This window comes from Streptomyces cyaneus (assembly GCF_004028635.1).
Classification (GTDB): Bacteria; Actinomycetota; Actinomycetes; order Streptomycetales; family Streptomycetaceae; genus Streptomyces; species Streptomyces cyaneus.
Window position 1 is genome coordinate 453,819 of sequence record NZ_RQJW01000003.1, and the last position, 26,255, is coordinate 480,073.

General features: G+C 70.8%; 23 protein-coding genes. 10 read left to right on the plus strand and 13 right to left on the minus strand.

Annotated elements, in window-relative coordinates; translation table 11 throughout:
• Positions 1-21: 21 nt before the first annotated feature.
• Positions 22-768 (minus strand): peptidoglycan-binding protein, encoded by a 747-nt coding sequence (locus EHO50_RS45595; RefSeq protein ID WP_220096431.1) that lies wholly within the window; start codon positions 766-768, stop codon positions 22-24.
• Between the two features lie 200 nt (positions 769-968).
• On the opposite strand from EHO50_RS45595, the gene EHO50_RS11210 reads away from it, so the two are divergent.
• Complete coding sequence (locus tag EHO50_RS11210; protein ID WP_164904815.1) at positions 969-1,499, plus strand: peptidoglycan DD-metalloendopeptidase family protein; 531 nt, start codon at positions 969-971, stop codon at positions 1,497-1,499.
• 76 nt (positions 1,500-1,575) lie between these two features.
• Here EHO50_RS11210 and EHO50_RS11215 read toward each other — a convergent pair whose 3' ends face one another.
• The 6 genes from EHO50_RS11215 to EHO50_RS11240 form a co-directional block, all read right to left on the minus strand.
• Entirely contained in the window at positions 1,576-3,381 is a 1,806-nt protein-coding gene (locus EHO50_RS11215; protein ID WP_128429741.1) for an RICIN domain-containing protein, read from the minus strand.
• 51 nt (positions 3,382-3,432) lie between these two features.
• Positions 3,433-5,601: a beta-galactosidase gene (locus EHO50_RS11220; RefSeq protein WP_128429742.1), complete on the minus strand. Its 2,169-nt coding sequence runs from the start codon at positions 5,599-5,601 to the stop codon at positions 3,433-3,435.
• 28 nt (positions 5,602-5,629) lie between these two features.
• Entirely contained in the window at positions 5,630-6,550 is a 921-nt protein-coding gene (locus EHO50_RS11225) for a carbohydrate ABC transporter permease (RefSeq protein WP_128429743.1), read from the minus strand.
• Positions 6,547-7,470: a carbohydrate ABC transporter permease gene (locus EHO50_RS11230; protein WP_128429744.1), complete on the minus strand. Its 924-nt coding sequence runs from the start codon at positions 7,468-7,470 to the stop codon at positions 6,547-6,549. The genes EHO50_RS11225 and EHO50_RS11230 overlap by 4 nt, the downstream gene beginning before the upstream one ends.
• 1 nt (position 7,471) lies before the next feature.
• Positions 7,472-8,860 carry an ABC transporter substrate-binding protein gene (locus EHO50_RS11235; RefSeq protein ID WP_128429745.1) on the minus strand — a complete coding sequence of 463 codons (1,389 nt, stop codon included), beginning with the start codon at positions 8,858-8,860 and terminating at the stop codon, positions 7,472-7,474.
• Positions 8,861-9,217: 357 nt separating this feature from the next.
• Positions 9,218-10,357, minus strand: coding sequence for a LacI family DNA-binding transcriptional regulator (locus tag EHO50_RS11240; protein ID WP_128429746.1), 1,140 nt, complete (start codon positions 10,355-10,357; stop codon positions 9,218-9,220).
• Positions 10,358-10,655: 298 nt separating this feature from the next.
• Here EHO50_RS11240 and EHO50_RS11245 point away from each other — a divergent pair, with 298 nt between their 5' ends.
• From EHO50_RS11245 to EHO50_RS11260, 4 genes are all read left to right on the plus strand, one after another.
• On the plus strand, positions 10,656-11,378 hold the full coding sequence (locus EHO50_RS11245; RefSeq protein ID WP_128429747.1) for a hotdog fold domain-containing protein: 723 nt from the start codon (positions 10,656-10,658) through the stop codon (positions 11,376-11,378).
• A gap of 288 nt (positions 11,379-11,666) precedes the next feature.
• A complete protein-coding gene (gene dhaK / locus EHO50_RS11250; RefSeq protein WP_128429748.1) occupies positions 11,667-12,659 on the plus strand; it encodes a dihydroxyacetone kinase subunit DhaK in 993 nt (330 codons plus the stop codon).
• A 46-nt stretch (positions 12,660-12,705) separates the two neighbouring features.
• Entirely contained in the window at positions 12,706-13,305 is a 600-nt protein-coding gene (gene dhaL / locus EHO50_RS11255; RefSeq protein ID WP_128429749.1) for a dihydroxyacetone kinase subunit DhaL, read from the plus strand.
• Positions 13,298-13,747, plus strand: a complete 450-nt coding sequence (locus EHO50_RS11260) for a PTS-dependent dihydroxyacetone kinase phosphotransferase subunit DhaM (protein WP_246101110.1) — start codon at positions 13,298-13,300, stop codon at positions 13,745-13,747. The genes dhaL and EHO50_RS11260 overlap by 8 nt, the downstream gene beginning before the upstream one ends.
• Positions 13,748-13,853: 106 nt before the next feature.
• Here the strand turns inward: EHO50_RS11260 and EHO50_RS11265 are convergent, their stop codons facing one another.
• Positions 13,854-14,504 carry a TetR/AcrR family transcriptional regulator gene (locus EHO50_RS11265; protein WP_128429750.1) on the minus strand — a complete coding sequence of 217 codons (651 nt, stop codon included), beginning with the start codon at positions 14,502-14,504 and terminating at the stop codon, positions 13,854-13,856.
• A 151-nt stretch (positions 14,505-14,655) separates the two neighbouring features.
• Between EHO50_RS11265 and EHO50_RS11270 the strand changes: the two genes are divergently transcribed.
• Positions 14,656-15,417 carry an SDR family NAD(P)-dependent oxidoreductase gene (locus EHO50_RS11270; RefSeq protein WP_128429751.1) on the plus strand — a complete coding sequence of 254 codons (762 nt, stop codon included), beginning with the start codon at positions 14,656-14,658 and terminating at the stop codon, positions 15,415-15,417.
• A gap of 156 nt (positions 15,418-15,573) precedes the next feature.
• Here the strand turns inward: EHO50_RS11270 and EHO50_RS11275 are convergent, their stop codons facing one another.
• A complete protein-coding gene (locus tag EHO50_RS11275; protein WP_128429752.1) occupies positions 15,574-16,287 on the minus strand; it encodes a glycoside hydrolase family 75 protein in 714 nt (237 codons plus the stop codon).
• A gap of 407 nt (positions 16,288-16,694) precedes the next feature.
• On the opposite strand from EHO50_RS11275, the gene EHO50_RS11280 reads away from it, so the two are divergent.
• The gene (locus tag EHO50_RS11280; RefSeq protein ID WP_128429753.1) at positions 16,695-17,672 is read left to right on the plus strand and encodes a fibronectin type III domain-containing protein; all 978 of its coding nucleotides are present in this window, start codon (positions 16,695-16,697) and stop codon (positions 17,670-17,672) included.
• Positions 17,673-17,840: 168 nt separating this feature from the next.
• A complete protein-coding gene (locus EHO50_RS11285) occupies positions 17,841-18,371 on the plus strand; it encodes a hypothetical protein (protein ID WP_128429754.1) in 531 nt (176 codons plus the stop codon).
• 48 nt (positions 18,372-18,419) lie between these two features.
• On the opposite strand, the gene EHO50_RS11290 is transcribed toward EHO50_RS11285, so the two are convergent.
• Together EHO50_RS11290 and EHO50_RS11295 are read right to left on the minus strand one after the other, a co-directional pair.
• On the minus strand, positions 18,420-18,971 hold the full coding sequence (locus EHO50_RS11290; RefSeq protein WP_128429755.1) for a PadR family transcriptional regulator: 552 nt from the start codon (positions 18,969-18,971) through the stop codon (positions 18,420-18,422).
• Positions 18,972-19,022: 51 nt separating this feature from the next.
• Positions 19,023-21,038, minus strand: coding sequence for an NADPH-dependent 2,4-dienoyl-CoA reductase (locus tag EHO50_RS11295; protein ID WP_128429756.1), 2,016 nt, complete (start codon positions 21,036-21,038; stop codon positions 19,023-19,025).
• A 309-nt stretch (positions 21,039-21,347) separates the two neighbouring features.
• Between EHO50_RS11295 and EHO50_RS11300 the strand changes: the two genes are divergently transcribed.
• The gene (locus EHO50_RS11300; protein ID WP_128429757.1) at positions 21,348-22,508 is read left to right on the plus strand and encodes a M20 family metallopeptidase; all 1,161 of its coding nucleotides are present in this window, start codon (positions 21,348-21,350) and stop codon (positions 22,506-22,508) included.
• 24 nt (positions 22,509-22,532) lie between these two features.
• Here EHO50_RS11300 and EHO50_RS11305 read toward each other — a convergent pair whose 3' ends face one another.
• Together EHO50_RS11305 and EHO50_RS11310 are read right to left on the minus strand one after the other, a co-directional pair.
• Positions 22,533-22,907: a hypothetical protein gene (locus EHO50_RS11305; RefSeq protein WP_128429758.1), complete on the minus strand. Its 375-nt coding sequence runs from the start codon at positions 22,905-22,907 to the stop codon at positions 22,533-22,535.
• A 122-nt stretch (positions 22,908-23,029) separates the two neighbouring features.
• Positions 23,030-23,902, minus strand: a complete 873-nt coding sequence (locus EHO50_RS11310) for a hypothetical protein (protein ID WP_128429759.1) — start codon at positions 23,900-23,902, stop codon at positions 23,030-23,032.
• A gap of 271 nt (positions 23,903-24,173) precedes the next feature.
• On the opposite strand from EHO50_RS11310, the gene EHO50_RS11315 reads away from it, so the two are divergent.
• Positions 24,174-26,252 (plus strand): SpoIIE family protein phosphatase, encoded by a 2,079-nt coding sequence (locus tag EHO50_RS11315; RefSeq protein ID WP_128429760.1) that lies wholly within the window; start codon positions 24,174-24,176, stop codon positions 26,250-26,252.
• The last annotated feature ends 3 nt before the right edge of the window (positions 26,253-26,255 follow it).

Here is a 26,255-nt window from a genome sequence, read left to right on the forward strand (position 1 = left end):
TGTTCCTGAGCCCCGCTGTCCCTAGACCCCCACGAGTTGCCGCCAGGTCTTGTTGCCGACGATGCCGTCCGCGGTGAGGCCGTTGTCGGCCTGGAACCGCTGCACGGCCTCCTGGGTGCGCGGGCCGAAGTTGCCGTCCACGACGAGGGGCGGGTCGCAGCCGAGGTCGTTCAGGCGTTGCTGGATGTTCTTGACGCCTTCCGCGACGGTGCCCTTGCGGGCGAAGGGCTGGTCCGCCGCCGTTCGTTCGGGGCGGCTGGGGTGTTCGGCGAGCCATTGCGCGACGTCTCCCGGCAGGTCGTCGGGGCCGTGCGCCGCTCCGGGCCGCCAGCCCTCCACCCGCCGGATCGCGTCGGCGAACGTGGTGAGCTGGTTGTCGTCCAGGGCGGCGAGGGCGGTGCCGGTACCGACCCCCATGGCGTCGGCGACCTGCTGGGCGTACCGCTGGGGGTCGTTGGACCCGTGCCCTGCCGGGGCGTACGCCTTCATCACCTCGAGGACGGTCTTGTCCCTACGGCGTGCGAGATAGCGGCGCACGGCCTGGAACCCCGTCTCCTCGTCGGGGAAGACGGCGAAAATGTCATTGTGTTTGCCGGGATACGCGCCGTAACTCACTGCTTCGCCAGAATTGACGATGTTCCCGGGATTCTGGTCGTTCCAGGCGATGCTGCCTCCCGTGCGCATCACGTCGTCGTAAAAGACATGGTCCACACCGAGAATGCTGATGACGTCGCCTGGCTCCAAGTCGGTCACGTTGGACCAGGTCATAACGGCCTCCGAGAGCCTCCGAGAGGCGGGAGCGCAGATTGGCTCCAGTATAGGCTCGGCCTTCTCGGGCAGCCACCGCAGTATTCGTTTCGCATTCCACAACTGCCTTTTCCCGGCGGGTGATTGCAGTCGCCATCGACAAGGCAGGACGGGAGACTGGAATGCGGTTGGGCCGGCGACTCGAACAAGGAGCAGGACAGGTGTCCGCATTCACCATCGACATGTCGAACCCGTTCCCCAGCGGCTTCACCGCCGGCTTGGGCGGACCCGGCACGGGGGGCCACCAGTCGCCTCACTGGTACATCCAGTACGGCATGGATCTCGGCGCCCCCGCGGGCACGGAGGTGCATGCCGCCTTCGACGCCCACATCACCAAGTTCAGCCCGCACGACCCTGCCACCGACAGCGGCAAGGTCTATGGCGCGCAGCTCTTCATGCGCTCCCCCAACGACGAGATGGGCGGCTTCTACACCCATCTCACCAACATCCCGGGCGGGCTGGGCGTCGGTACACAGGTCTCCCGCGGGGATGTGCTGGGCCAGGTCTACGAGTTCGCGGGCATCGACTCGCATCTGCACCTGGCGCTGGTCGAGATCATCGGCGGCGCGCCCAGTGGCACGTATCAGGGCGTGGACCTTTACCGCATGTTCCTGGACACGGCGAACTCCGGCACGGTCACGCCGGTCACCTTCAACCAGGACGGCTCGCCTCCCTCCCCCAACGGGGGCTGACCGCGTGACCGGCAAGCACGGCTGGAGACCTCTCGTCTCCAGCCGTCCACCGCGTCCGGTTCCGGGGTGGCGGAACCTACTGGACGAGCTCCCAGTCCTGTGAACCGTCACTGACCGCGTTCTGCAGGGTCAGGGGCGCGCCGGCGGTCGCACCGGTCAGGTACAGGCTCGTGTTCTTGACCGACTGCAACTTGTAGAACCCGTCGGCGGTCTTGATGAGGTTCCAGCTGCCCGTGGCGCTGTTGTCGACCCACTGGCCGATCCGTTGGCCGACCGTCGCGTTCCCGGTCCAGATGGCCGCCGCGCGGCCGCCCGACTTGTTCAGCAGGCTCACGCCACCGTTCGGTTCGGTGAGCACGTGCCAGTACTGGGTGTCCCCGTTCGCCACCGAACCGGGCGCCTCCAGGCGGACGTCGGGAACATCTCCGTTGCCGATGTTCGCATCGTTGGTCTTGTTTCCGGTGCCGATCACCTGGTCGGTCCTGCGGTTGACGAGTTGGTAGTAGGCGCCGTCGGAGTGGCCGAGGTCGACCTCGGCGAAGCGGAGTGTCGACGTGCCCTGGTTGTTGAGTATGGAGACGCGGCCGGTGCCCTCGACGTACTGAAGATTGCGGCTGTAGCCGGCCTGCGAGGTCGTCTGGTACTCCTTCCAGGCGCCGTCGCTGCGTCCGCTGTCGTTGACCCAGACGTTGCCGCTGCCGGAGGCGTTGTAGACCAGGCGACCACCAGGGAGCCTGATGATCACCGGGCTGCCGCCCGTCGCGAGGGCGCGGGAACCGGCGTCGAGCGGCAGTGAGGTGACGCCCGTGCCCGTGGCGGAGCCGAGGTAGAACTTCAACGGGTCATCGGCCAGCACGTATCGGGTATTGGCTCCGCCGGCCCAGTACTCGAAGGTCAGCAGCCACTTGCCGTCCGTCGTCCGGACGACGTTCGTCATGCCCGGCCGTCCGCCGCCGATCTCCGTCTTGCCGCCGCCCATGTCCTCGGTCAGCCCGGCGATGTCGACGACGGGGGCGCTCCACGCCGCGCTGCGGCCGTCCCAGGTCTTGTGGACGAGGATCTGGCCCTTGGAGTCCGTGGCGGTGTCGTTGGCCGGGTCCAGGGTGGGGACGCCGGTGGTCGCGTTGAATCCGATGTAGTCGTTCTCGTCGGAGTAGTAGCAGACGAGTCGACCCTTGTAGACCATCAGGTAGGGCTCCCAGAGGGGGTCCACCTGCTTGTTCGTGTTCGCGGCGGCGATGTTCTGGCCGGTCGCACCCGCACTGCCGCCCTGCCAGCCGCCGGTGGCGACGACGTTGACGACCTTCCACGTGGCGCCGTCGTCCGTGCTGGAGTAGAGGGCGATCGCCATGTCCCTGCGGTCCCCGTCGTTGGACGGCGTCCAGTTGGGGTCGGCGGCCTTGTGCTCCTTGTAGTAGTAGTCGTCGCCCGACACGACACTGGCGAGAAGCAGGGTGCCCTGCTTCAGGTTCCCGACGTCCTGCGGAAGGACATAGAGGTACGGGTTGGTCCAGTTGCTCGTGTACTTCGCGTACTGGGGGTCGCTGGAGAGGTACGCCGGGGCCTTGACCTCGGACAGCGGCTGCCACGTCGTCCCGTGGTCGTCGCTCTTGTACACCGGGAGCGTCTGCTTGTCCGCGCTTGCCGTCTCCGCGACGACCGTGGACTTCTCGAACGACGCGACCAGACGCCCGCTCGGCAGCTGAGCCGACTTCGGGTAGACCGCGCAGTTGCCCCGCCCTTTCAGGCACGGCTCGTTCCCGAGCTGGTACAGGGTGCCGCCGGTCGGGTTGTACGCCTGCGCGCTGCTCATGGGTATCGCCACCATCGCGGATGCCGCGACGACGGTGCCCAGCGCCCTTCTGAGCGTTCTTCTGTGCATTGCCTCTCCTTTGGGGATGGCCACGGTTATGCCGTGCCGGCGACCTTCGTCCTAAACCGCTGGTCCGTCTGTGGTTCCGTCCGCGGTGACGAACACCCGTACGTCCCACGCCTGAAGCTCCACCGCCGTGCCCGCGGGGATACGGCTGCCGCACAGGAGGTCGTGCAGCTCCACCGGGGCCGTCACGCGGGTCGGCTCCCAGCTCCAGTTGTGGACCACATGGATCCGGCGTCCCTCGGGGGACGTTCCGGTCGTCGCGGTGACGGTCTCCGGCAGGTCGCGCCAGCCGCTGATCGCGGAGGGCGTGAGCCATTGCGCCAGTGCGCGGGCGAGGGAGCGGCCGGGGATCGTGCCGACGTGGGTGACGCGGCCCGCACCGTGCCGGCGGGTGGTGATCGCGGGCCAGCGGCCGAAGTGCGGGTGGTCGTACGCGGCGAGGACTTCGGCGTCGGTGACGGTCAGGCCGTCGGCCCAGCGGGTTGCCGTCGCGTCCTGCGGCAGTTGGAGCGGGCCGCCGGGCACGGAGTGGACGGGGAGGTCGCTCGCGAGGTTGCTGAACTCGTCGTACGTGACGCCCGCGGCCTCGGCGAGGCGTCCGGGTTGCGGTTCGAGGCGGGCCCTTGCCTCATGGTCGGCGTATCCGGTGCGTGGGCCGAGGACCAGGTGCCCGCCCGCGTCGGCGTAGGCGGTGAGCCAGTCGAGGGTCGCGTCGGCGGCGAGGTACAACGCCGGTACGACCAGCACCGGGTGACGGCGTGCGGCCTCCCCCGGCGCCATGCCCTCCCGTGTGCCGCTCGGATCGTGCAATTGGTGGGCGTGCACGATCCGCACCTGGCGCCCCGCTTCGAACGCGCCGCGGTAGAAGGGATCGAGGATGCGGTGGTAGGCGGCGGGATCGGGCTCGCCGTCGGCGGTCGCAAGCGGGGGGTGCTTCTGCATCAGCCACTTACTGGGCGTCGAGTAGACCACCGTGATGTCGGCGTCCGGCTCGAGCCCCGCGACGAGCGGGCCGGCCTTGTCGAACTCGGCGCCCAGGCGGGCGAGTTCGGCGTAGGTGCGGCCTGGCTGTCCGCTGTGCGGCAGGACGCCGCCCCAGTAGGTCTCGGCGCCGAAGCGCAGGGTCTGCCACTGCCAGTACTCGATCATCCGCGCGCCGCGCGCCACGTGCGCCCAGGCGGCCTGCCGCCACTGGCCGTCGTAGCCGGGGCGGTTGTCCCAGGCGAAGCCGATGGAGTTCGCGTTGGTCTCGGTGACCAGGAAGGGTTCCTGACGGGAGGAGAACATCCAGTCGGCGGTCTGGTACATCGACCAGACGCCGGTGGTCTTCCAGATCTGCTCGTGGTCGTCGGGGGTGGGGTCCGGGAGCAGGAGGCCGTCCTGCATGTCGTAGTACGGGTTGCCGGAGGCGATGTCGAGCCGGGCGGACAGCTCGTCGTCCGCGACGCCCTGGCGGGTGTAGGAGATGCAGGTCGTGACGAAGTGCTCGGGGCGGGCGTACTCGCGGACGATGTCCGCCTGCCAGCCGATGAACTCGGTGACCTGGCGGGCCTGGAACTCCCGCCAGGCGACGTCGTACTGGGGCTGGGCGTTGCCGTCCGGCGTCCACAGGTCGGCCCAGTCGGAGAGTCGGTGGGACCAGTACACCAGGCCCCATTCGCGGTTGAGGGTCTCGACGTCCCCGTACTTGTCGCGCAGGTGGTCCACGAAGCGCTGGAAGACGCCCTGGTTGTGGAAGAGGTGCAGGCCGGGTTCGTTGTCCACTTGCCAGCCGATGACCGCCGGATGGTCGGCGTACCGGGCGACGATCTTGCGGATGACCCGCTCGGCGTGGAAGCGGAAGGCGGGGTGCGTGAAGTCGACCTCCTGGCGGGCGCCCCAGCCGAGGCGCCGGCCGGTGGCGTACTCGCCGGTGATCTCCGGGTACTGGCGGGCCAGCCACGGCGGTACGGCGTACGTCGGCGTGCCGAGGATGACGGAGATGCCGCGCTCGTGGGCGCCGTCGAGCACCGGCTGGAGCCAGTCGAGGTCGAAGCGTCCGTTCGTAGGCTCCCAGGTCGACCAGACCGACTCGCCCACGCGGATCACGGTGAAGTTCGCCTCGGCCATCAGGTCGAGGTCGGTCTTGAGCCGTTCGTCGGGCCGCAGTTCGGGGTCGTATTCGGGGGTGTACTCGTGGTAGTACGCGGCGCCGAACAGGACGCGGGCGGGTAGATCCGCCATGAGGGAACCTCCGGAAAGTGAGGGGGAGTTACTGCTTGACGCCGCCGGTGGCCAGGCCGCTCTGCCAGTAGCGCTGGAGCAGGAGGAAGGCGATGACGAGCGGCACGATGGAGAGCAGGGAGCCGGTCACGACGAGCGGCAGCATGTCGCTGCTGGCGCCGCCTCCCCCGTTCTGCGCCTGCGCGGCCCAGGAGGAGAGGCCGACCGTGATGGGGTACAGCTGCGGGTCGTTGAGCATGATCAGCGGCAGGAAGTAGTTGTTCCACGTCGCCACGAGCGTGAACAGCAGGACGGTGACCAGTCCGGGAGCGAGCAGCCTGAGCGCGATCCGGAAGAAGATCCGTGCCTCCCCGGCCCCGTCGATGCGGGCGGCCTCCAGGAGGCTGTCGGGGACGGCGTCGGCCGCGTAGATGCGCATGAGGTAGAGGCCGAAGGGGTTGACGAGCGAGGGCAGGATGATCGCCCAGGGGGTGTTGACCAGGCCGACCTTGGCGAACAGCAGATAGGTCGGAATCGCCAGCGCGGTGGCGGGGACCATGATGGCGCCGAGGACCAGATTGAAGGCGGCGCGGTCACCGCGGAAGCGGAACTTGGCGAACCCGTACCCGGCGGCGGCCGCCAGCAGCGCGGCGCCGACCGCGCTGACGACGGCGTACACGGCGGTGTTGAGCAGCCAGTCGACGAAGACGCCGTCGTCCTGGGTGAAGGTGGCCTTGATGTTCGCCAGGAGCTGCGGGGCGTCGGAGAACCACAGGCCGAAGCTGTTGATCAGGTCCTGGGTGCCCTTGGTCGAGGCGACCAGCAGCCAGAACAGCGGGAGGAGGAAGTAGGCCAGCGCCGCCAGCATGACGATGGTCAGTGGAGTGCTGCGACGGCGGGCCGCGGGCCGGTGCCGCGCGGGGGCGGTGGAGGCCGCTGCGGTCGTCGGCGGCTGCAAGGTGGTCGTCATGCGGCCCTCCTGCGGTTCGCGGTGAGCAGTACGACGTAGGAGGCGATGACGATGACCAGTCCGAGGAGGAAGGAGACCGTGGCCGCGTAGTTGAGCTGGTTTCCGGTGAAGGCGAGGGAGTAGGAGTAGAGGTTGGCGGTGTAGGAGCTGCTGATGACGTCCGGGGCGATCTTCATCAGCAGGTTCGGCTCGTTGAACAGTTGGAAGCTGCCGATCACCGAGAAGAGCAGGGTCAGCAGGAGCGCCGGCCGCAGCGCGGGCAGCTTGATCGACCAGGCGATCCGCCAGGCGCCCGCGCCGTCCATCGCGGCGGCCTCGTACAGGTCCTGCGGGATGGTGCGCAGGGCCGCGTACAGGATGATCATGTTGTAGCCGACGAACTCCCAGGTCACGATGTTCGCCAGGCTGACCGGCATCCAGCCCTCGCTGAGGAAGTGCGGGGCCGCCATGTCCAGCTTCCGGCTCAGCTGGGCGAACGGGCCGAAGTCGGGGCCGTACAGATAGCCCCACATGAGCGCGGCGACCACGCTCGGGACGGCGTACGGCACGAAGATGCCCAGCCGGATCACGCGGGCCAGCCGCAGCAGGCCGCTGTCGAGGGCGAGGGCGAACACCAGGGCCAGCAGCAGCATCAGCGGGACCTGGATCAGGAAGAACAGGGCCACGCGGCCGACGCCGTGCAGGAGGAGCGGGTCCTTGAGGGCGGTGACGTAGTTGTCGAGGCCGACGAAGACCGTGCCGCCGATGAGGCGTTGCTGGAAGAGGCTGAGGTAGGCGGCGTAGCCGAGCGGGGCGAGGAACAGCAGGAGGAAGAGGATCAGGAACGGGGCCACGAACAGGGGGCCCGGACCGCCGAACCGGCGCCGCGACGGCCCGGCTCGGCGCGGCTTCCTGGCGTATGCCGCGGTGGTGGCTGCCATGTCAGGCCCCCTTGACCGTGAAGCCCTGGTTCTTGGCGTACGCCGTCAGCCGCGACTGCCAGGTGCCGAGGGCGGCGACGGTGTCGGCCTGGTCGGCGAGGGACTTGCCGACGGTCTCGGTCCAGTCCTTCGCCGCCTGGTCCAGGAACGGCGGCCACTGGAACGAGGTCGGGACGGTGTCGCTGATGTCGGCGAAGATCTGGTTGACCTTCTGGCCGCCGTAGAAGGCGGGTGCGTCGCCGGTGAAACTCGGGTCCGCGAGCAGGGACTTGGTCGCCGGGAAGAAGAACTGCTCGGTGGCGAACATCTTGGCGCTCGCCGGGTCGCTGTTGAGGAACTGGGCGAACCGGGCCGCCGCGATCGGGTTCTTCGTGGCGCGGATGACCGCGGTCGTGGAGCCGCCCCAGTTGCCCGAGACCGGCTTGGCCGCGTCCCACTGCGGCAGCGGCGCCGCCCGCCACTTGCCCGAGGTGGACTTGGCCGAACCCGACAGGAACGCCGGACCCCAGGCCGCGGTGAGCCAGGTGGCGTACTTGCCCTTGTTGAACCCGGCGTACCACCCGTCGGTGAAGTCCGGGTCGGTACTGATGACGCCTTCCTTCGCGAGCCCGCCCCAGTACTCGGCGAGCTTCTTGGAGACCGCGTCGTCGACGCTGATGGAGAGGTCGCTCTTGCCGGAGGTGGCGTACGGCTTCGCGCCCGCCTGCCACAGCAGACCGTGCCAGGCGGCGTGCTCGTTCGCCGCGAGGTTGGTGAGGTAGACATCCGGGTCGGCCTTGTGGAGCTTGCGGGCCGCCGCAGCGAACTCGTCCCAGGTCTTCGGCACTTGGATGCCGTGCTTGTCGAAGATGTCCTTGCGGTACAGCATGCCCATCGGGCCGGTGTCCTGCGGGATCGCCCAGACCTCGCCGCCGGGCCCGCTGACCTGTCCCCACGTCCAGTCGACGAACTGGTCCTTCAGCGCCGTGGCGCCGTACGGGCCCAGGTTCAGCAGGCTGTCCGTGATCGTGAAGGTGGGGACCGCCTGGTACTCGATCTGCGCCAGGTCGGGTGCGCCCGTGCCGGCCTTGAGGGCGGTGCGCAGCTTGGTGTAGTGCTCGACGCCCTGACCGGCGTTGACGACCTTGACCTTGATCGCCGGGTACTTCTGCTCGAAGAGCGCGACCTCCTGCTGGATATCCGGGACCCAGGTCCAGAACGTCAGCTGGGTCGGGGTCTTCATCGCCTTGTCGATGTCGGCCTGGCTGACCGGTTCGGTGGCGGCTGAGGAGCCGCCGGACTCGCTGTCGCCGCTGCACGCGGCGAGCGCGGCACCGAGGGACAGCGCTCCGGTCGCGGCGAGGAACCGCCGCCGGCTCATGGAGGACGTGGGAACGAAGGATCGGGGCATGGTGGACTCCCGCCGATGGGCATAGGGACGGCACGCCTGGCGAGGGCGCGTCGCAGGGTGGGAAGGGAGAGGTGGAGAGATGGAGAGGCGTAAGGAGGAGCGAGGCGCGGACGTCGCTACCGGGGCATCGGGGTCGCCATGTTCGGGTGTGCGTCGCGCGGGCTGCGGCCGGCACGCGCGTCGCGTGCCTGACAGCGGAAGTCCACGGTCGTGGAAGGGTTTTGCGGGGCGGTGGGCGACCGCAGGGGGCTCGCCGCTCCGCCGTGGGCAGGCTCACCGCCCGACCGTGAGCGGATGCCGCTCGGGCCCGGGGGTGTTGCTCAGGAGGGGGGTGGGTGCTGCTCGGGCGGGGGCTGCTCAGTCGGCGGCGGGCGGTCCGTTCTCCCCGCCCGGCGGTGCGTGTGCCGAGTCGTTCGAGCGGGAGGGCGAGCGCCGCCCGCGTGCCGGTGCCTTCCGGCCCGCCGGGGGCGCGGTCGAGGCACGGACGACCAGTTCGATCGGCGGATCGTTGGCCGGCGCCGGCTCCGCGTCCGGTTTCTCGATGGCCTGCACCAGGAGCCGGAGCCCGTCGTGCGCCACGGCGTCGAACGGCTGGCGCATCGTGGTCAGCGGAGGAGTGACATAGGCGGAGACGGGGATGTCGTCGAAGCCGACGACACTCACATCGTCCGGCACCCGCAGGCCGGCTTCCGTCAGAGCGCGGATCACCCCGATGGCCATGTCGTCGTTGGCGGCGAACACCGCGGTGACGTCACCGGCGGAGGCGAGTTCGCGGCCCGCGGCGTAGCCCGAGGCGGCCGACCAGTCGCCCTCGAGGACGGGCGGCTGCTGCCTGCCGCGCGCCGACAGCGCCGCCCGCCAGCCCGCGAGGCGATCACGGGCGGCGAACCACCGCTGCGGTCCGGCGAGATGATGAACCGTCACATGCCCGAGGTCCAAGAGGTGTTCGGTGGCCGCCCGCGCCAGCGACTCGGCACCGACCCCCGCGGTCACGGCCCGGGGACCGCCGAAGGGCGCGGGCGCACCGAAGACGAGAACCGGCACGTCGACGCCGAGCGCGACCGATCCCTCGTCTCCTTCGTCGATCGGTTCGGATACGACGATGCCGTCCACGCCCTGCTCGAGCAGCGACTCCACGGCCCCGGCGACGCCTCCCGGGTCGCCCTCCAGCGTGTTGTACACCCGGAGCGCATATCCCGCGTCCCGGGCGGCCCGTTCGATGCCGATGAGCAGCGAGGCCGGCCCGTACAGGGCGGTCCCCAGCGTGACCACGCCGATGGTGCGGGTGCGGCCGGAGGCCAGTGCCCGGGCCGCGCTGTTCATCCGGTAGCCGAGCTCCTCGGCGGCTTCGAGGACCCGCCGGCGCACGTCGTCGGAGACGTAGCGCTCACCGTTGAAGACCCGGGAGACCGTCTTCTGGGAGACGCCGGCCCGCCGGGCCACGTCCACGGCACGCGGCGCAGCAGGGCTTGCGCCCTGTCCTCCCACTCGCGTCATTGCTGTCTCCCGATGTCCGGCGGCTCAGATCCTAGCGAGTCAGGGCCAGTCGCGAGGAGCCGTCGCCCTGTATGACTGCGCTGTCATGACTGCGGTGTCATATCTACGCAGTCGAACAGAAGGTGTCAAGACTTCGCGCAGCATCACGGCAACCCCGCGGCACGGCACGCACGCCGGACGAACATGCGGAGGCGCCATGGGCGAGCAGGTCGGACGGGACGAGCAGCACGGGCAGCCCTTGCACGTCACCTCACCGTCGGCAGGAGCGTTGCCCTCGGGGTGTGGTGAAGTGGGGATCATGACGACCAGTGACGCGATCGTGGTGCCAGAGCTGTACGCCGGCTACCCCCAGGTGGCCTTCGGCGGCTACGTCGCCGGCGTGTTGGCGGAGAGGTCCGGGGCGCAGGCGGTACGGGTGGACTTCCGAGGGCCGGTGCCGGTCGAGACGCCCGTGCGGATCGCCGAAACGGCGGGCGGAGGCGTGGAGTTGGGCGCCGCCGAGCGGCCCCTTGCCACGGCGCGTCCCGCCGAGTTGCTGCTCGACGCGCCGGCCGCGCCCTCCTGGGACGAGGCGGCCGCCGCGGCCGAGAGGTTCCGGGCGGCGCCGCCGTCGGGTGTGGTCGACTGCTTCGGCTGCGGCCTGCGCGCCGCTGACCGCGGTCTGCGGGTGCACGGCACCCCCGTGCCGGACCTCGGCCTGGTGGCCTCCGCCTGGATCCCGTCCCGCGCTTTCGCCGACCCGGACGGCCTGCTCCCGCCCCCACTGGTCTGGGGCGCCCTGGACTGCCCGGGGCACTGGGCGGGCCGCTTCCTGGGCACCCAGCAGCCGGGCGCGGTCACCGCCAGCCTCACGGGCACCATTCTTCGGCCGGTCGCCGCGGGTGAGCCGTACATCTCGTACGCGTGGCTGCTGTCGGAATCCGGCCGCAAGCACATGATGGGCGTGGCGCTCGCCACGGCCGAGGGCGAACTGTGCGCCGTCTCCGAGTCATTGTGGATCGATCCCCGGCCTGCTCCCTGAAGCCGCCGCCGTGCCCGGCGCGCGCACGGTCGCCTCGTACGTCTTGACAGCTTCCGCTCCCGCCCCCGGAGGCGCGGCGACTCCTTCGGCTGCTCGAGCGCCGGGCACGCCCAGGAACACCCGCGCACGTGACCTTCACTGCCGCAAGGTCGATACTGCCGACAGTAGCCTTTCCACCGACCGCCAAGATCAACTCCTGACCGAATCCCTTCTGACCTGCTAAAACGCCGCCTCACCCCCATCTGCCGGCTTCACCACCCCATCTGCCGGCTTCACCAGGAGGTACCCATGAAGATGCTGATCAACGTCGCGGAGAGCGTCGTCACGGACGCGCTGCGCGGTATGGCGGCCGCCCATCCCGAGTTGGTCGTCGATGTGGAGAAGCGCGTCATCGTACGGCGGGACGCACCCGTCGAGGGGAAGGTCGCCCTCGTCTCCGGTGGCGGGTCGGGGCACGAGCCGCTGCACGGTGGATTCGTGGGGCCGGGGATGCTGTCGGCGGCCTGTCCGGGTGAGGTGTTCACCTCGCCGGTGCCCGACCAGATGGTGCGTGCCGCGGCCGCCGTGGACAGCGGTGCGGGTGTGCTGTTCATCGTGAAGAACTACACGGGTGACGTCCTCAACTTCGACATGGCCGCGGAACTGGCCGAGGACGAGGGCATCCAGGTCGCGAAGGTGCTCGTCAACGACGACGTGGCGGTCACCGACAGCCTCTACACGGCCGGCCGGCGCGGCACGGGCGCGACACTGTTCGTGGAGAAGATCGCCGGTGCCGCGGCGGACGAGGGGCAGCCGCTGGAGCGGGTGGAGGCGATCGGGCGGCAGGTCAACGAGAACTCCCGCAGCTTCGGCGTCGCCCTCAGCGCCTGCACCACCCCCGCCAAGGGCAGCCCCACCTTCGATCTGCCGCCCGGCGAGCTGGAGTTGGGCATCGGCATCCACGGCGAGCCGGGCCGGGAGCGGCGGGCGATGATGACGTCGGGTGAGATCGCCGACTTCGCCGTGGGCGCCATCCTGGAGGACATGCCCCCGCGCAACCCGGTCCTCGTCCTGGTCAACGGCATGGGCGGGACACCGCTGTTGGAGCTGTACGGCTTCAACGCCGAGGTCCAGCGGGTGCTCGCCGAGCGCGGTGTCAACGTCGCCCACACCCTCGTCGGGAACTACGTCACCTCGCTCGACATGGCCGGCGCCTCCGTCACCCTGTGCCAGGTGGACGAGGAGCTGCTGCGGCTGTGGAACGCGCCGGTGAAGACGCCGGGGCTGCGGTGGGGTATGTGATCCGGAGCCGGACGCTCGCAACGCACCCGTCACGCAAGGAGATCCAGTGCTCGACGCCGATTTCTTCCGCCGTTGGATGACGGCGACCGCCGCTGCCGTCGACCGTGAGGCGGAGCGGCTCACCGCCCTCGACTCGCCCATCGGGGACGCCGACCACGGCAGCAATCTGCAGCGTGGGTTCAACGCCGTCACGGCGGCGGTGGAGAAGGAGTCCCCGCAGACACCCGGTGCGGTCCTGATGCTCGCCGGGCGGCAGCTCATCTCGACCGTGGGCGGGGCGTCGGGACCGCTCTACGGGACCCTGCTGCGCCGGACCGGCAAAGCCCTCGGGGAGGCCGGCGAGGTGAGCGAGGATCAGTTCGCGCAGGCGCTGCGGGCCGGGGTGGACGCGGTCATGGCGCTCGGCGGGGCGGCGCCGGGCGACAAGACCATGATCGATGCGCTGGTGCCGGCCGTGGACGCGCTCGGCGACGGCTTCACCGCGGCACGGGCGGCCGCCGAGGAGGGCGCCCTGGCCACGACGCCGTTGCAGGCCCGCAAGGGACGGGCGAGTTATCTCGGGGAGCGCAGCATCGGACACCAGGATCCCGGGGCCACGTCCTCGGCGCTGCTGATCGCGGGGCTGGTGGAGGCGAACGGTGAGTGACGAGAAGGTGGGCGCCGAGAAGGCGGGTGACGACAAGAGCGAGCGGCTCGTCGGCATCGTGCTGGTCTCGCACAGCGCGCAGGTGGCCGCGTCGGTGGCCGAGCTGGCGCTGGGACTCGCGGGCGGCGGAACGGCGGTGCCGGTGGCCGCGGCGGGCGGCACCGAGGCGGGCGGCCTCGGCACCAGCGCCGAGCTGATCGCCGCGGCGGCGGCAGCCGTGGACCGCGGCGCCGGAGTCGCGGTCCTCACCGACCTGGGCAGCGCGGTCCTCACCGTCAAGGCCCTGCTCGCCGAGGGCGACGAACTCCCGGACAACACACGTCTGGTGGACGCACCATTCGTCGAGGGCACGGTGGCCGCGGTCGTCACGGCGGCCACGGGCGCCGACCTCGCGGCGGTGGAGGCGGCGGCCGCGGAGGCGTACACCTATCGGAAGGTGTGAGGACGAGCTACGGCAGCCGCCGCACCACGGGCCCCTCGGCCGTGTCCCGTGCTACGGGCTACGGTTCGCGCGCCGCGGGGCCCCACGCCCACGAGCCCGCCGCCCCTTACGCGACCCCCTCCGCCGCAACCCCCAGCGCCGACCGCAGCGTCGCCGCCAGTTCGGTCTGTGCAGTCGCCCGGTCGGGGCGAATGTCGGCGGTGTGCCAGGCGTAGTGTTCGACCGCCGCGCGCAGTGCCGCGTTGAGCGTCGCCGCCTGGATCCTCGGGCGCAGATCCTCGGCGGACAGGCCCGCGCGTTCGGCGAGGGCGCGGGCGAACGCCGGTTCGGCCTCGTCGTACGTCTGGAGCCAGATCGCGCGCAGGCCGGGCTCGGTGCGGGTGAGCCGCACCAGGGCCCCCACGGTGGCGCGGTCGGGTCCGGCGAGCAGGCGGTCCTCGACCGCGAGTTCCTCGTCGAGGAGTTCATCGAGGGGCTGCCCGGGGCGCCACCGCCGCAGGCAGTCGGCGATCAGGTCGATACCGGCCGAGAACAGCGGCCGTACGCAGCTCTCCTTGCTCGGGAAGTAGCGCCACACGGTGCGTGCGGAGACACCGACCGCCGCTCCGATCTGCTCGCCCGTGGTCGCCGCCACGCCCTGGGTGACGAACAGGTCCACCGCCGCCCGCGCGATCTCCAGCCGGATCTCGGCCTTGCGCTCCTCGGTGAGGGGCGGTCGTCCCGTAGGTCGCCTCGTACGTCCACGGGTTGCGGTCATGTTCTCCTCCGGCCGGCGCTGCTCGCTCTCCCGGAATTCTCTCCCGAAATTCTCCCCGAAGACTTTATGTCACCGAGAGACATTAAGTCGTAGGGTGGGCTCCCGGGCGTGTTCGACAGGCAGCCCTCGGACTCACGGATGGGAGTACCTCATGACCGGCGGACTGAACGGACGAAGCGTCATCGTCACCGGAGCGGGTTCGGGCATCGGGCGCGCGGCCGCGCTGGCCTTCGCCAAGGAGGGTGCCCGGGTCGTGGCGGCGGACCTGAACGCCGAGGGCGCGCAGGCGATCGTCAAGGAGATCGAGCAGGCGGGCGGCGGCGCGGTCGCCGTGGTCGGCGACCTGAGCGAGCAGGCCGTCGTCGACCAGGTCGTCGAGACCGCCGTCGAGCGCTTCGGCGGTGTGGACGTCCTGGTGAACAACGCCGGGATCATGGACCGCATGTCGGCACTGGCGGACGTCGGCGACGCCGAGTGGGAGCGGGTCATACGGGTCAACCTCACCGCCCCCTTCCTGCTCACCCGGGCGGTCCTGCCGCACATGCTCCGGGCGCGCCGAGGTGCCATCGTCAACACCGCGTCCGAGGCCGGCCTGCGCGGCAGCGCCGCGGGCGCCGCGTACACGGCGTCCAAGCACGGCGTGGTGGGGCTGACCAAGTCCCTTGCGGTGATGTACCGCAAGCAGGGAATCCGCGCGAACGCCATCGCCCCGGGCGGCACTCAGACCGGCATCGTGGTGGACGCCGCGCAGGACGCGCACGGACCGGCGGCGCTCGGCCCGCACTTCGTCAACCTCGGCAGGATCGCCCAGCCCGAGGAGCAGGCCGCCGCCATCGTGTTCCTCGCCTCGGACGCGGCGAGCAACATCAACGGCGTGGTCCTGCCGGTCGACGACGGCTGGTCGGCGGTCTGACGTCCCCTCACTCGCCGTCCCCACACTGGCCGTCCCCACACTGGCCGTCCCCACACTGGCCGTCCACGCCATCGTCTACCGCGCACGAATCAGCAGCCGCGCGCACAGTTGCCGTACACGGATCACCAGTCGTACAAATCAGGTGCCGTACGCGCATCAATAGCCCGGCACGAATCGCTTCCCGTGCACGAACTCCCTCGCCAACCTCTCCCCGGCCGTCACGGCGGCCGCGTGGTCCTCGATGGGCGTCACCTGCGTGTCCCTGAAGACGATGTAGGTGACCCCGGAGGCCGTGCCGCCGCCGTGCGGGTCGGGCGAGATGCCTAGGGCCTCGGCGGCGGCGTACGACGCCTCGCCGATCATGTCGTTCGGGCCGACGTCGCCGACGACCGCGTACCGCACCCGGCCCTGGTACACGACCGCGGCGACCGAGCCGCCGCGGATGCCGTGGTCAAGTGGGTTCCAGAGGCGGCTCGGAGCGGGCACGACGATGTACGGGAGATGTTCGGCGCTCAAGTGGCGGCCGTCGGACTGCTGATAGGCCGTCGCGGCGGAGAAGTACGGATCGGTACGGCGGTTGCAGTGGCGGGTGCGCTGTCCGTCGCAGTCGATGTCCATGTCGGCCTTCCAGAACACCGCGTCCCCCGCCTCGCAGACCCGGATCGTCGCGGGCGCACCGCTGTCGCTGCGGTAGCGCCCCTGAGAGACGGCGGCGCACTCACGCACCCTCGACAGCAGGTCAGCGGCGCTGACGTCGGCCTCACGGTGGGCCGTTGACCCTTCCGGCACGGGCGGCGGGGTCGGGGGCGGCATCGTCGGGGCGAGCAGGGCGGCGCCTGCCGCGGCCAGCGTCAGCGAGTGGAAACGCACGATGGGGAACCCTCTCGTCGAGGAACACCGACGGACACGCAGTCCGTCCGATGCTGTGTCGATCATGCTGCCACCAGCGGAGCCTTACGGCGTGCACCCCGACGACACGACGACACGACGATCGTTCCCGAACTTCCGGCAGGAGCCGGGGGCCTGAGCCCACGGACGGGACCCCGGCCCCTCGGCCGCCCCGCGTCCGGCACGGGATCAGCGACGACAGCGGCCCATGCCGGTGGCGCGAACTCCCATTCCCTCATGGGGAGTTCAGCCGTGAGGGGCTTCAGCATACGTAACGCCGCTGGCCGTTCACCAACGACCGCCCTCTTGAGGTGATCGCGTCAGCAGCGCGATAGTGGAGCCCTATTGGTCCGGACCATTTCCGCCAGTTGGCCCCGGGAGGCAGAGTCGTGCGACGCGTTCCCGTCCTCGTGCCCGTGCTCTGCGCAGTGCTCGCCCTGCTCTCGTCCTGCGCGTGGAGCGGGACGGAAGAGGAGGGCGGCCGACTGCCCGCGGCGCCCACCGGTGTCACGGCCGACGCGGGCAGCGCGACCAGCGTGCACGTCATGTGGAACGCGGTCGCCGCGGGCCGCGGCATCCGTGGCTACGAGGTGTATCGGGGACCCACAAAGGTCAAGGAAGTGCCGGGCTCTGCACACATGGTGGATGTCACCATGCTCAGACCGTCCACCGCGTACGCCTTCACCGTGCGAGCCCGTGACACCGACGGACGGCTCGGGCCGCCGAGCAAGGAGGTCCGGGCGACGACTCCCGCCGACGTGGCCGCCGACCACTCCGCCCCGACTCGTCCGGGGCGGGCCGAGGGCCGAGCGGTCGGCAGCCGGGCGGTTCAGCTGTCGTGGTCCAGTGCGACGGACGACCGGGACGTGGTGTCCTACGACATCTATCAGGGCGACACAAAGATCCACGGTGTGGGCGGAAACCAGACGGCGACCGTGGTCACCGGACTGCGGCCCGGCACCCGCTACGCCTTCACCGTCCGGGCCCGGGACGCGGCCGACAACCTCTCGCCCGCCACGGCAGCGGTCCACGTCACCACGCCCGGCACCGACGACGGACGCGGCACCGCACCGACCGACTTCCGGGCGACGACCCGTCGCGCGGACGGGGCGTACTACCTCGATCTGAGCTGGGTTCCGCCGCGCACGGACGGCGTGGTCGCGGAGTACCAGGTCGAGCTCGACGGCCGTCCGGCCACCTCACTGGTGTACGGCGGGAGCGCGCCGCGCGATCGGGCCACGTACAGCTTCTACCTGGGCCGGGAGGCCGGAGTCGGTCACCGGGTGCGGATCCGGGGCAGGTTACCGGACGGCACCTGGGGCGGCTTCTCGGCGCAGCGGACGGTGACGACCGGCGGGCGGGGCTGACGTCCCCCTCCGGCGTCCCCCGGATGCAGCAACCGGTCACCTGTCCGGCGGAGGTCCGCATGCGGGACGGATCCGGGGCGCGTTGGCTGCCCCTGAGGCAGCACGGGCGTTCCCGACCCTCGGCGGCGCAACGGACGTACCGCCAACCGTGCCGCCGGAGGGCATCACATGCGCAAATCATTGCTATTCCTCCGCTCGGGCCTGACCGTGGCAGCCGCCTCCGCTCTTCCCTTCACCCTGGCCGCCGGTCCGGCCGCCGCGGTCTCGGGGATCTCCGTGAGCACCACCGGGTCCACGGTCTCCGTCACGACCAGCGCCTGCACGAACGTCAACGGCAGCTGGGGCACCGCCTCGCTGCTCAACAGCCGCCAGGCGAACTTCGCTCAGGGGCGCCAGGTCTCCCTGTCGGGGACGGCCGCGCTGCAGTCGGCGGCCTGGTCGGGCGTGAGCCCGGGCACGTACACCGTCATCGTCGTGTGCTCCAACGGCTCCACGGCGGGCACCCAGTCGGTCATCGTCACGGCCCCCAGGGTCTCCGCCACCGCCTCGCCGTCGCGCGGCGTCATGGGCGGCATGGGCGGTGGCAGCAAGGACTACGGCACGCTGACGTTCGTGGCGGGCGGCGCCCTGGTGGGCACGGGTGTGCTGGCCACGGCGGCCTGGGTCATGCGCCGCCGTTCGAAGCCGTACCGGCTCTGAACGCCGTACCGGATCCGAAGGCCGTGCGGGCTCCGAAGGGCCCTCGGCTCACGCCGGCTCGTGGGGCGGCAGTTCCGCGAACTCGTCCAGAGCGCGTGTGAGCCACTGCGTCCAGAAGGTCTCCAGGTCGATGCCGGCGCGCAGCACCAGGTGCCGCAGCCGGTCCTGGGAACTGTCCTTGCCGGGCGGGAAGTCGCGCTTCTCGATCTGCTCGTACTCGGCCAACTGCCGCCGGTGCAGATCGAGATGGCGCCGCAGATCGGCCTCGATGCCCTCGGTGCCCACGACGGCCGCGGCACGCATCCGCAACAGCAGCGTGTCGCGGTGCGGCCTCGGGTCCTGGGACGCGGCGGTCCAGCGGGCCAGTTCGGCGCGGCCCGCGGGCAGGACCTCGTAGCTCTTCTTCTGCCCGCGGGCCGGCTGTGCGCTCGGCAGGGTGCGGATGAAGCCCTCGGCCTCCAGTTTTCCCAGCTCGCGATAGATCTGCTGATGCGTCGCCGACCAGAAGTACCCGATCGACTTGTCGAAGCGACGGGTCAGCTCCAGCCCCGAGGACGGCTTTTCGACCAGGGCGGTGAGGATCGCGTGCGGGAGTGACATGGGCTCATCCTAGGTACGGCCCTTGGGGCCTGAGCAGTGCCGGAACGGTCGCTAGAGGCTCGCTGCCAGCTCCGTGCCCTGCTTGATGGCGCGCTTGGCGTCCAGTTCGGCGGCCACGTCGGCACCGCCGATGAGGTGCACGCTGCGGCCCGCGGCGAGCAGTGCCTCGTACAGGTCGCGACGAGGCTCCTGCCCGGTGCACAGGACGATGGTGTCGACCGCCAGAACCGTGCTCTCCTCGCCGACGGTGACGTGCAGTCCGGCGTCGTCGATACGGTCGTAGCGCACGCCCGGGACCATGGTGACGCCCCGGTGCTTGAGCTCGGTGCGGTGGATCCAGCCGGTGGTCTTGCCGAGGCCCGCGCCGACCTTGGTGGTCTTGCGCTGGAGCAGGTGGACGGTGCGGGGCGGGGCGGGGCGCTCGGGGGCGGCCAGGCCGCCGGGGCCCGTGTAGTCCATGTCGACGCCCCACTGGCGGAAGTACGTCGCCTGGTCCTCGCTCGCCTTGTCGCCGCCGTCGGTGAGGAACTCGGCGACGTCGAAGCCGATGCCGCCCGCGCCGAGGACGGCGACGCGCTCGCCGACGGGGACGCCGTCGCGCAGGACGTCGAGGTAGCCCACGACGCTCGGGTGGTCGATGCCGGGGATGTCGGGGGTGCGCGGGGTGACGCCGGTGGCGACCACGACCTCGTCGTAGGCGGCGAGGTCCTCGGCCGACACCCAGGTGTTCAGGCGCACATCCACGCTCTGCCAGTCGAGCTGGTGGCGGAAGTAGCGCAGCGTCTCGTCGAACTCCTGCTTGCCGGGGACCTTGCGGGCGACGTTCAGCTGGCCGCCGATCTCGCTCGCGGCGTCGAACAGCGTGACGTCATGGCCGCGTTCGGCCGCGCTGACGGCGCAGGCCATTCCGGCGGGTCCCGCGCCCACGACCGCGACGCGCTTGCGCCGCCGGGTCGGGGACAGCGTCAGCTCGGTCTCGTGGCAGGCGCGCGGGTTGACCAGGCAGGACGTGATCTTGCCGCTGAAGGTGTGGTCGAGGCAGGCCTGGTTGCAGCCGATGCAGGTGTTGATGGCCTCCGGCTTACCGGCTGCGGCCTTGGCGACGAAGTCGGGGTCGGCGAGCATCGGGCGGGCCATCGACACCATGTCCGCGCAGCCGTCCGCCAGCAACTCCTCGGCCAGTTCGGGCGTGTTGATGCGGTTGGTGGTGACGAGCGGGACCGACACCTCGCCCATCAGCCGCTTGGTGACCCAGGTGTAGGCGCCGCGTGGCACGGAGGTGGCGATGGTCGGGATGCGCGCCTCGTGCCAGCCGATGCCGGTGTTGATGATCGTCGCCCCGGCGGCCTCGACGGCCTTGGCGAGCGTGATCACCTCGTCGAGGGTCGACCCGCCGGGCACGAGGTCCAGCATGGACAGCCGGTAGACGATGATGAAGTCCTCGCCGACGGCCTCGCGCACCCGCCGGACGATCTCGACCGGGAAGCGCATGCGGTTCTCGTACGAGCCGCCCCAGCGGTCGGTGCGCCGGTTGGTCTGCGTGGCGATGAACTCGTTGATGAGGTAGCCCTCGGAGCCCATGATCTCGACGCCGTCGTACCCGGCCTCCCGGGCGAGGCGGGCGGCACGCGCGTAGTCGTCGATGGTCCGCTCGACCTCGGCGTCGGTGAGCTCGCGGGGCGGGAAGGGGCTGATCGGCGCCTGGAGCGGGCTCGGGGCGACGAGGTCCTGGTGGTAGGCGTACCGGCCGAAGTGCAGGATCTGCATCGCGATCCGGCCGCCCTCGCGGTGCACGGCCTCGGTGATGACCCGGTGCTGCTCGGCCTCGGCCTCGGTGGTGAGCTTGGCGCCGCCCTCGTACGGGCGGCCCTCGTCGTTGGGCGCGATGCCGCCGGTGACGATCAGGCCCACTCCCCCGCGCGCCCGCTCCGCGTAGAAGGCGGCCATGCGCTCGAAGCCGCGCTCGGCCTCCTCCAGGCCCACGTGCATGGAGCCCATGAGGACGCGGTTGGGCAGCGTGGTGAAGCCCAGGTCGAGCGGGCTCAGCAGGTGCGGGTAACGGCTCATGGGGCCCCTCCGTGCGCGGTGTCTTGCCTGACGTAGTTGTAGAGGACCGCGAGCCGTTTATGCAACTAGTTGCACAACCGGGCTGGGGTGACACGGGCCACTCGTACCTCCGGGCGGCTGCGGGTCGCGGGTGGTTGCTCGCGCAGTTCCCCGCGCCCCTTGAGGGCGTGCGGCGGACGCACCTTCAGGGGCGCGGGGCGGTGTTCAATGTGCGGCTACCGCCGCGTGGGCGCGACCAGCCCCCACGCACCCGCGGCCGCCGCACATCCACAGCCCGCCCCCACATCCGGCTTCGGGCACAGTGACCCCATGACCACACACGCCGACATCATCGACCTCGCCCAGCAGCTCATCCGCTGCCCCAGCCGCGCCGGGATCGACGACTACGGCCCCGTACTCGGTGTCCTGGAAGACTGGCTCGCGGGGCGTGAGCTGCCGTATCGCCGCCTCTACGGCGACACGGGCGGCGCCGTCGGCCTGCTGATCGAGATCGCGGGCGACCGGCCCGGCCGCTGGTGGGCGCTGGACGCCTGTGTCGACACCGCGCCGTACGGCGACGAGGCCGCCTGGTCGTTCACGCCGGACTCCGGCGAGGTGGTCGACGGCTGGCTGCGCGGCAGGGGCGCCGCGGACTCCAAGCTCGCCGCGGCGATGTTCTGCGGCATCGCGGCCGAGTTGCACGGGCGGGCCGGCGCCCTGCACGGCGGGCTCGCGGTGCTGCTCGACGTCGACGAGCACACGGGCGGCTTCGGCGGTGCTCGCGCCTACCTGGCCGACCCGGAGGCGGTCCGCCCGTCCGGGGTGATGATCGGCTACCCCGGGCTCGACGAGGTCGTGATCGGCGGGCGGGGCCTGTGGCGGGCCACGGTCGCCGTGCACGCGGCCTCGGGCCACTCGGGCTCGCGCCGTACGGCACCGGGTGCCGTCTCCCGCGCGGCACATCTCGTACGGCTCCTGGAGGAAGCCGAACTCCCGGGCACGGAAGGGGAGTTCCCCTTGCCGCCGAAGCTGACGGTGACCTCCTGCCACGGCGGTCAGGGCTTCTCGGTGGTGCCCGACCTGTGCGAGCTGGGCATCGACATCCGCACTACTCCGGCCTTCGATGCCGGCTCCGCCGAGCAGCTGGTGCGTGCGGCGGTGGGCGAGCTGGACGTACGGGTGCCCGCCCCACGGCCGACCACGATCACCCCGGTGGCCGCCTGGCCGCCCTATCGACTGGTGACGGACGAGCAGCCCGCCGCCGCGCTGCTGGATGCCGCCACCCGGGAAGGCCTGGCCGTGCGGCCGAAGACCGCCGGTCCGTCGAACATCGGCAATCTGCTGGCGGGTGAGGGCATCCCGGCCACGGCGGGTTTCGGAGTGCGCCACGAGGGGCTGCACGGCGTGGACGAGCGGGCCTGCCTCGAGGACCTGCCCGCCGTCCACGCCGTCTACCTGCGTGCCGTGCTCAGCCTGCTGGGCTCGCCATGACCGAGCCCCTCATGGCTGGACTCGTCATGAGCCGCGGCTCTCCAGCACCACGTGCAGCTCCCTCTCCTGGTCGCCCGAGGCCGAGGACAAGTCGTGCACCGTGAACAGGGAGTCCAGCGCCGTACGGAGCCGTTCGATGGCCCAGTAGCCGCCCTGCGCGTCGGCCTCGACGGACGCCGAGAGCCGGGCGGGAGGCGGGCACTCGTGCGTGTCCGTGACCTCGAACGTGCCGAGCCACACCATGGGCCGCGTCTCATGGAGCTGCTGCGGCACCTCCTCGGGGCGCCGGTCGGACTCGAAGCACGTGCACAGCGTGTCGAAGACGATCCGGGCGTCCTCCTTACTGCATCCGCTGATCTCGACGGAGACGGGCTCCTCGTGCAGTCGTTCACGGTCCATCGTGATCGCTCCTCTCGTGGCCGCACCGCGCTACCACGGGTTGCCCGCGGAAGCGGACCCCAACCCCAAGAAAAGCACCACGGGCCGCAGAGCACTACCGGCGGAACCGCCCCGTCCGCGCCTCAGCCGCGTGTGAAGCGGTACGTCTTGCTGTCCGTCAGCACGCAGAAGCCCGGCGAGATGACGATCACGCGCAGGGTGCCGGTACGGCGGTCGTAGTCGATGCCCTCCGTCTCGAACTCGCCCGAGCAGGAGCTGCGCAGCGGGAGCCGGCGCAGTGCCGTGACGTGGCCGGTCACGTCGGAGGTCCCCGGCTCGGCGGAGAGGTCGATCTGGAGCAGCGGCTTGGTCATGCCGAAGAGGGTGCCCGCGGGGTCGTCGGAGGAGCACAGCAAGGTCGTGGCGCCGAGGAAGTCACAGCCCTGGATGTCGCGTACGGCGTGGTCGAGCCGGATGCTGGACGTCCAGGGCAGGTTTGCCGACGGTGACGTGGCGGGGTTGACGCCCGGTGTCGGGTGGACCAGCAGTCGGGTCATGGTGCCCCACTCGCCGGAGACCATCCACTGGCCGCCGGGCGTGATGGCGACGAAGGAGTTGTTCAGCGCCTCCCCGGCGCCCAGCGTGTGCACGTACTCCGACCAGGTCCCGCCCGGCGCCTGCACCCGGAACATCTTCGCGCTGCCCGAGTCCGCCTGGTACGGCTCGATGTAGTAACCGCTGTAGGAGGCGTCGGGGTCACCCACATGGTTCCAGCCACGGCTGCTGACCGAGGTCGGGATGGTGCCGATGCCCGTGTAGCGGTTGGAGCTGTTCGCCGGGACCTCGACGGAGGTCAGACCCTGGCTCTCGGTGAGTGGATCGGCGCGGTCCGAGCCCACCTCCGTCCAGGTGTCGGCGGCCTGCGCGGGCGCCGCGGTGGACAGCACGGCGGCGGAGGCGAGGGCGACGAGGCCGGTGAGGACAGCGTGACAACGTTGCCGGGCGCGCATGGCCATGGGAGCGACTCCTTGGGGGGTGGGGTGCGTGTCGGCGGACAGTTTCGCGACCTCACGTGGTCATGTACAGACCAAGCGGACGAACGTGTGCTGTCTGATGGGCCACAGTCACGTTCTCTCGCGATGACTTCGGCGGACGTTTGCCGCCGTGTTGAGGGATGGTGGAGGTGAACGACCAAGGGGGGCCCGGATCCGGTTGAACGCGGTAGAACAAGGGGAGTCGGCACGGGGGAACGGCGTGCCGCGTGAATGGGCGAAGGCGGTGCGTGGGATGTCTGCAGCCGAACGTCCCGTGACCGAGGGCGACGAGCCGGTGCGCGGGCCGGTAGGGCCGAGCGGGCTGCTCGACGTGCTGGGCGTGGCCTCGGTGGTGCTGGACACCGAGGGGCGCATCGTGCTGTGGAGCCCGCAGGCGGAGGAGCTGTTCGGCTATTCGGCGCAGGAGGCGCTGGGCGAGTTCGCCGCCCGGATCATGGTCCACGAGCAGCACCTGGATCTGGTCGTCAAACTGTTCGCCGACGTCATGGAGACCGGTGAGGGCTGGGCCGGGGCCTTCCCGATCCGGCGCAAGGACGGCACCACACGACTGGTGGAGTTCCGCAACATGCGGCTGCTGGACGACCAGGGGGACGTCTACGCGCTGGGCCTGTGCGCCGACCGGTCGACGGTCCGCCAGGTGGAGCGGGACGTCGCGCTGTCGACCCGGACGATCGCACAGGCCCCGGTCGGCCTGGCCGTCCTCGACACCGAACTGCGGTACGTCTCGGTCAACGAGGCGCTGGCGCTGCTCAACGGCATCCCCGCCGAGGACCACATCGGCCGTACGCCGCGCGAGCTGCTGCCGGACATCGACGCCGACGCCATCGAAGGGGCACTGCGCGAGGTGCTGCGGACCGGTGATCCGCTCATCAACCAGCGCATCACGGGCCGGACCCCCGCCGACCCGAACCGCGAGCACTTCTGGTCCATCTCGCTCTACCGGCTGGAGGACACCGCCGGGACGGTGCTCGGCGTGGCCGGGATGGCCGTGGACATCACCGAGCAGCACCAGGCCGCCGTCGAGGCCGAGACGGCACGGCGGCGCCTGGCACTCATCGCCGACGCCTCCGCGCGGATCGGCACCACGCTGGAGCTGGACCGCACCGCGCGCGAGCTGGCCGACGTCGCCGTGCCGGAGCTCGCCGACGTGGCGGCCGTGGATCTGCTGGAAGCCGTGGTGGAGGGCAGACGCAGCAGCCTCGGGCCCGCGGAATCAGCGGTGATCCGCGCCCTGGCCGTCAAGGGGGAGCACGCCACGGAGGCCCTCGACGCCGCCGACCAGCCCGGCCAGGTCGCCCGCTACGGCGCCGACCGCCTCGTCACGGAGTGCGTGCGCACCGCCAACCCGGTCATGGTGGCGCGGGTCGAGGAGAAGGACCTGCCGCGCATCGCCCGCTCCCCCGAGGCCGCCGTCCAGCTGGGCCGCGCGGGCGTGCACTCCTATCTGGCGGTGCCACTGATCGCGCGCGGCGAGGTGCTCGGCGCCCTGGACCTCAAGCGCACCCGCAATCCGCTGCCGTTCAGCGAGGACGACCTGCTGCTCGCCCGTGAACTGGCGTCCCGCGCGGCGGTGCAGATCGACAACGCCCGGTGGTACCAGAACGCCCGCGACACCGCCCTCACCCTGCAGCGCAGCCTGCTGCCCAGCCATCCGCCGGTGACCGGCGGCCTGGAGGTGGCCTCCCGCTACCAGCCCGCGGGCGCCAGCGCCGAGGTCGGCGGCGACTGGTTCGACGTGATTCCGCTGGAGGGCGGCAAGACCGCGCTCGTCGTCGGCGATGTGATGGGCAGCGGCATCGACGCCGCCACGACGATGGGCCGGCTGCGCACCGCGACGCACACACTGGCCTCCCTCGACCTCGAACCGACCCTGCTCCTGGAACACCTCGACAAGATCACCGAGGGCCTCGACCACTCGATCGCCACCTGCGTCTACGCCGTCCACGACCCACAGCTGAGGCAGTGCCGGATCGCCAACGCCGGCCATCTGCCGCCCGCCCGTGTCCGGCACGGCCACCCGCCGGAACTCCTCGAACTGCCCACCGGAGCACCGCTGGGCGTCGGCGGCGTCGCCTTCTCGACGACGACCATCGACCTCGAACCCGGCGACCAGCTGGTCTTCTACACCGACGGCCTCGTCGAGACCCGGCAACACCCGCTCGACGAACGCCTCGACGCGCTCCTCGAGCTCCTCGACGACCCCGACCGCCCCCTGGAGGAGTGCTGCGACCTCCTCCTGCGTACCCTGCACCAGCCCGACAACTCCGACGACGTGGCACTGCTCATCGCGCGCGTGCTGCCGCCGAGTTGACGG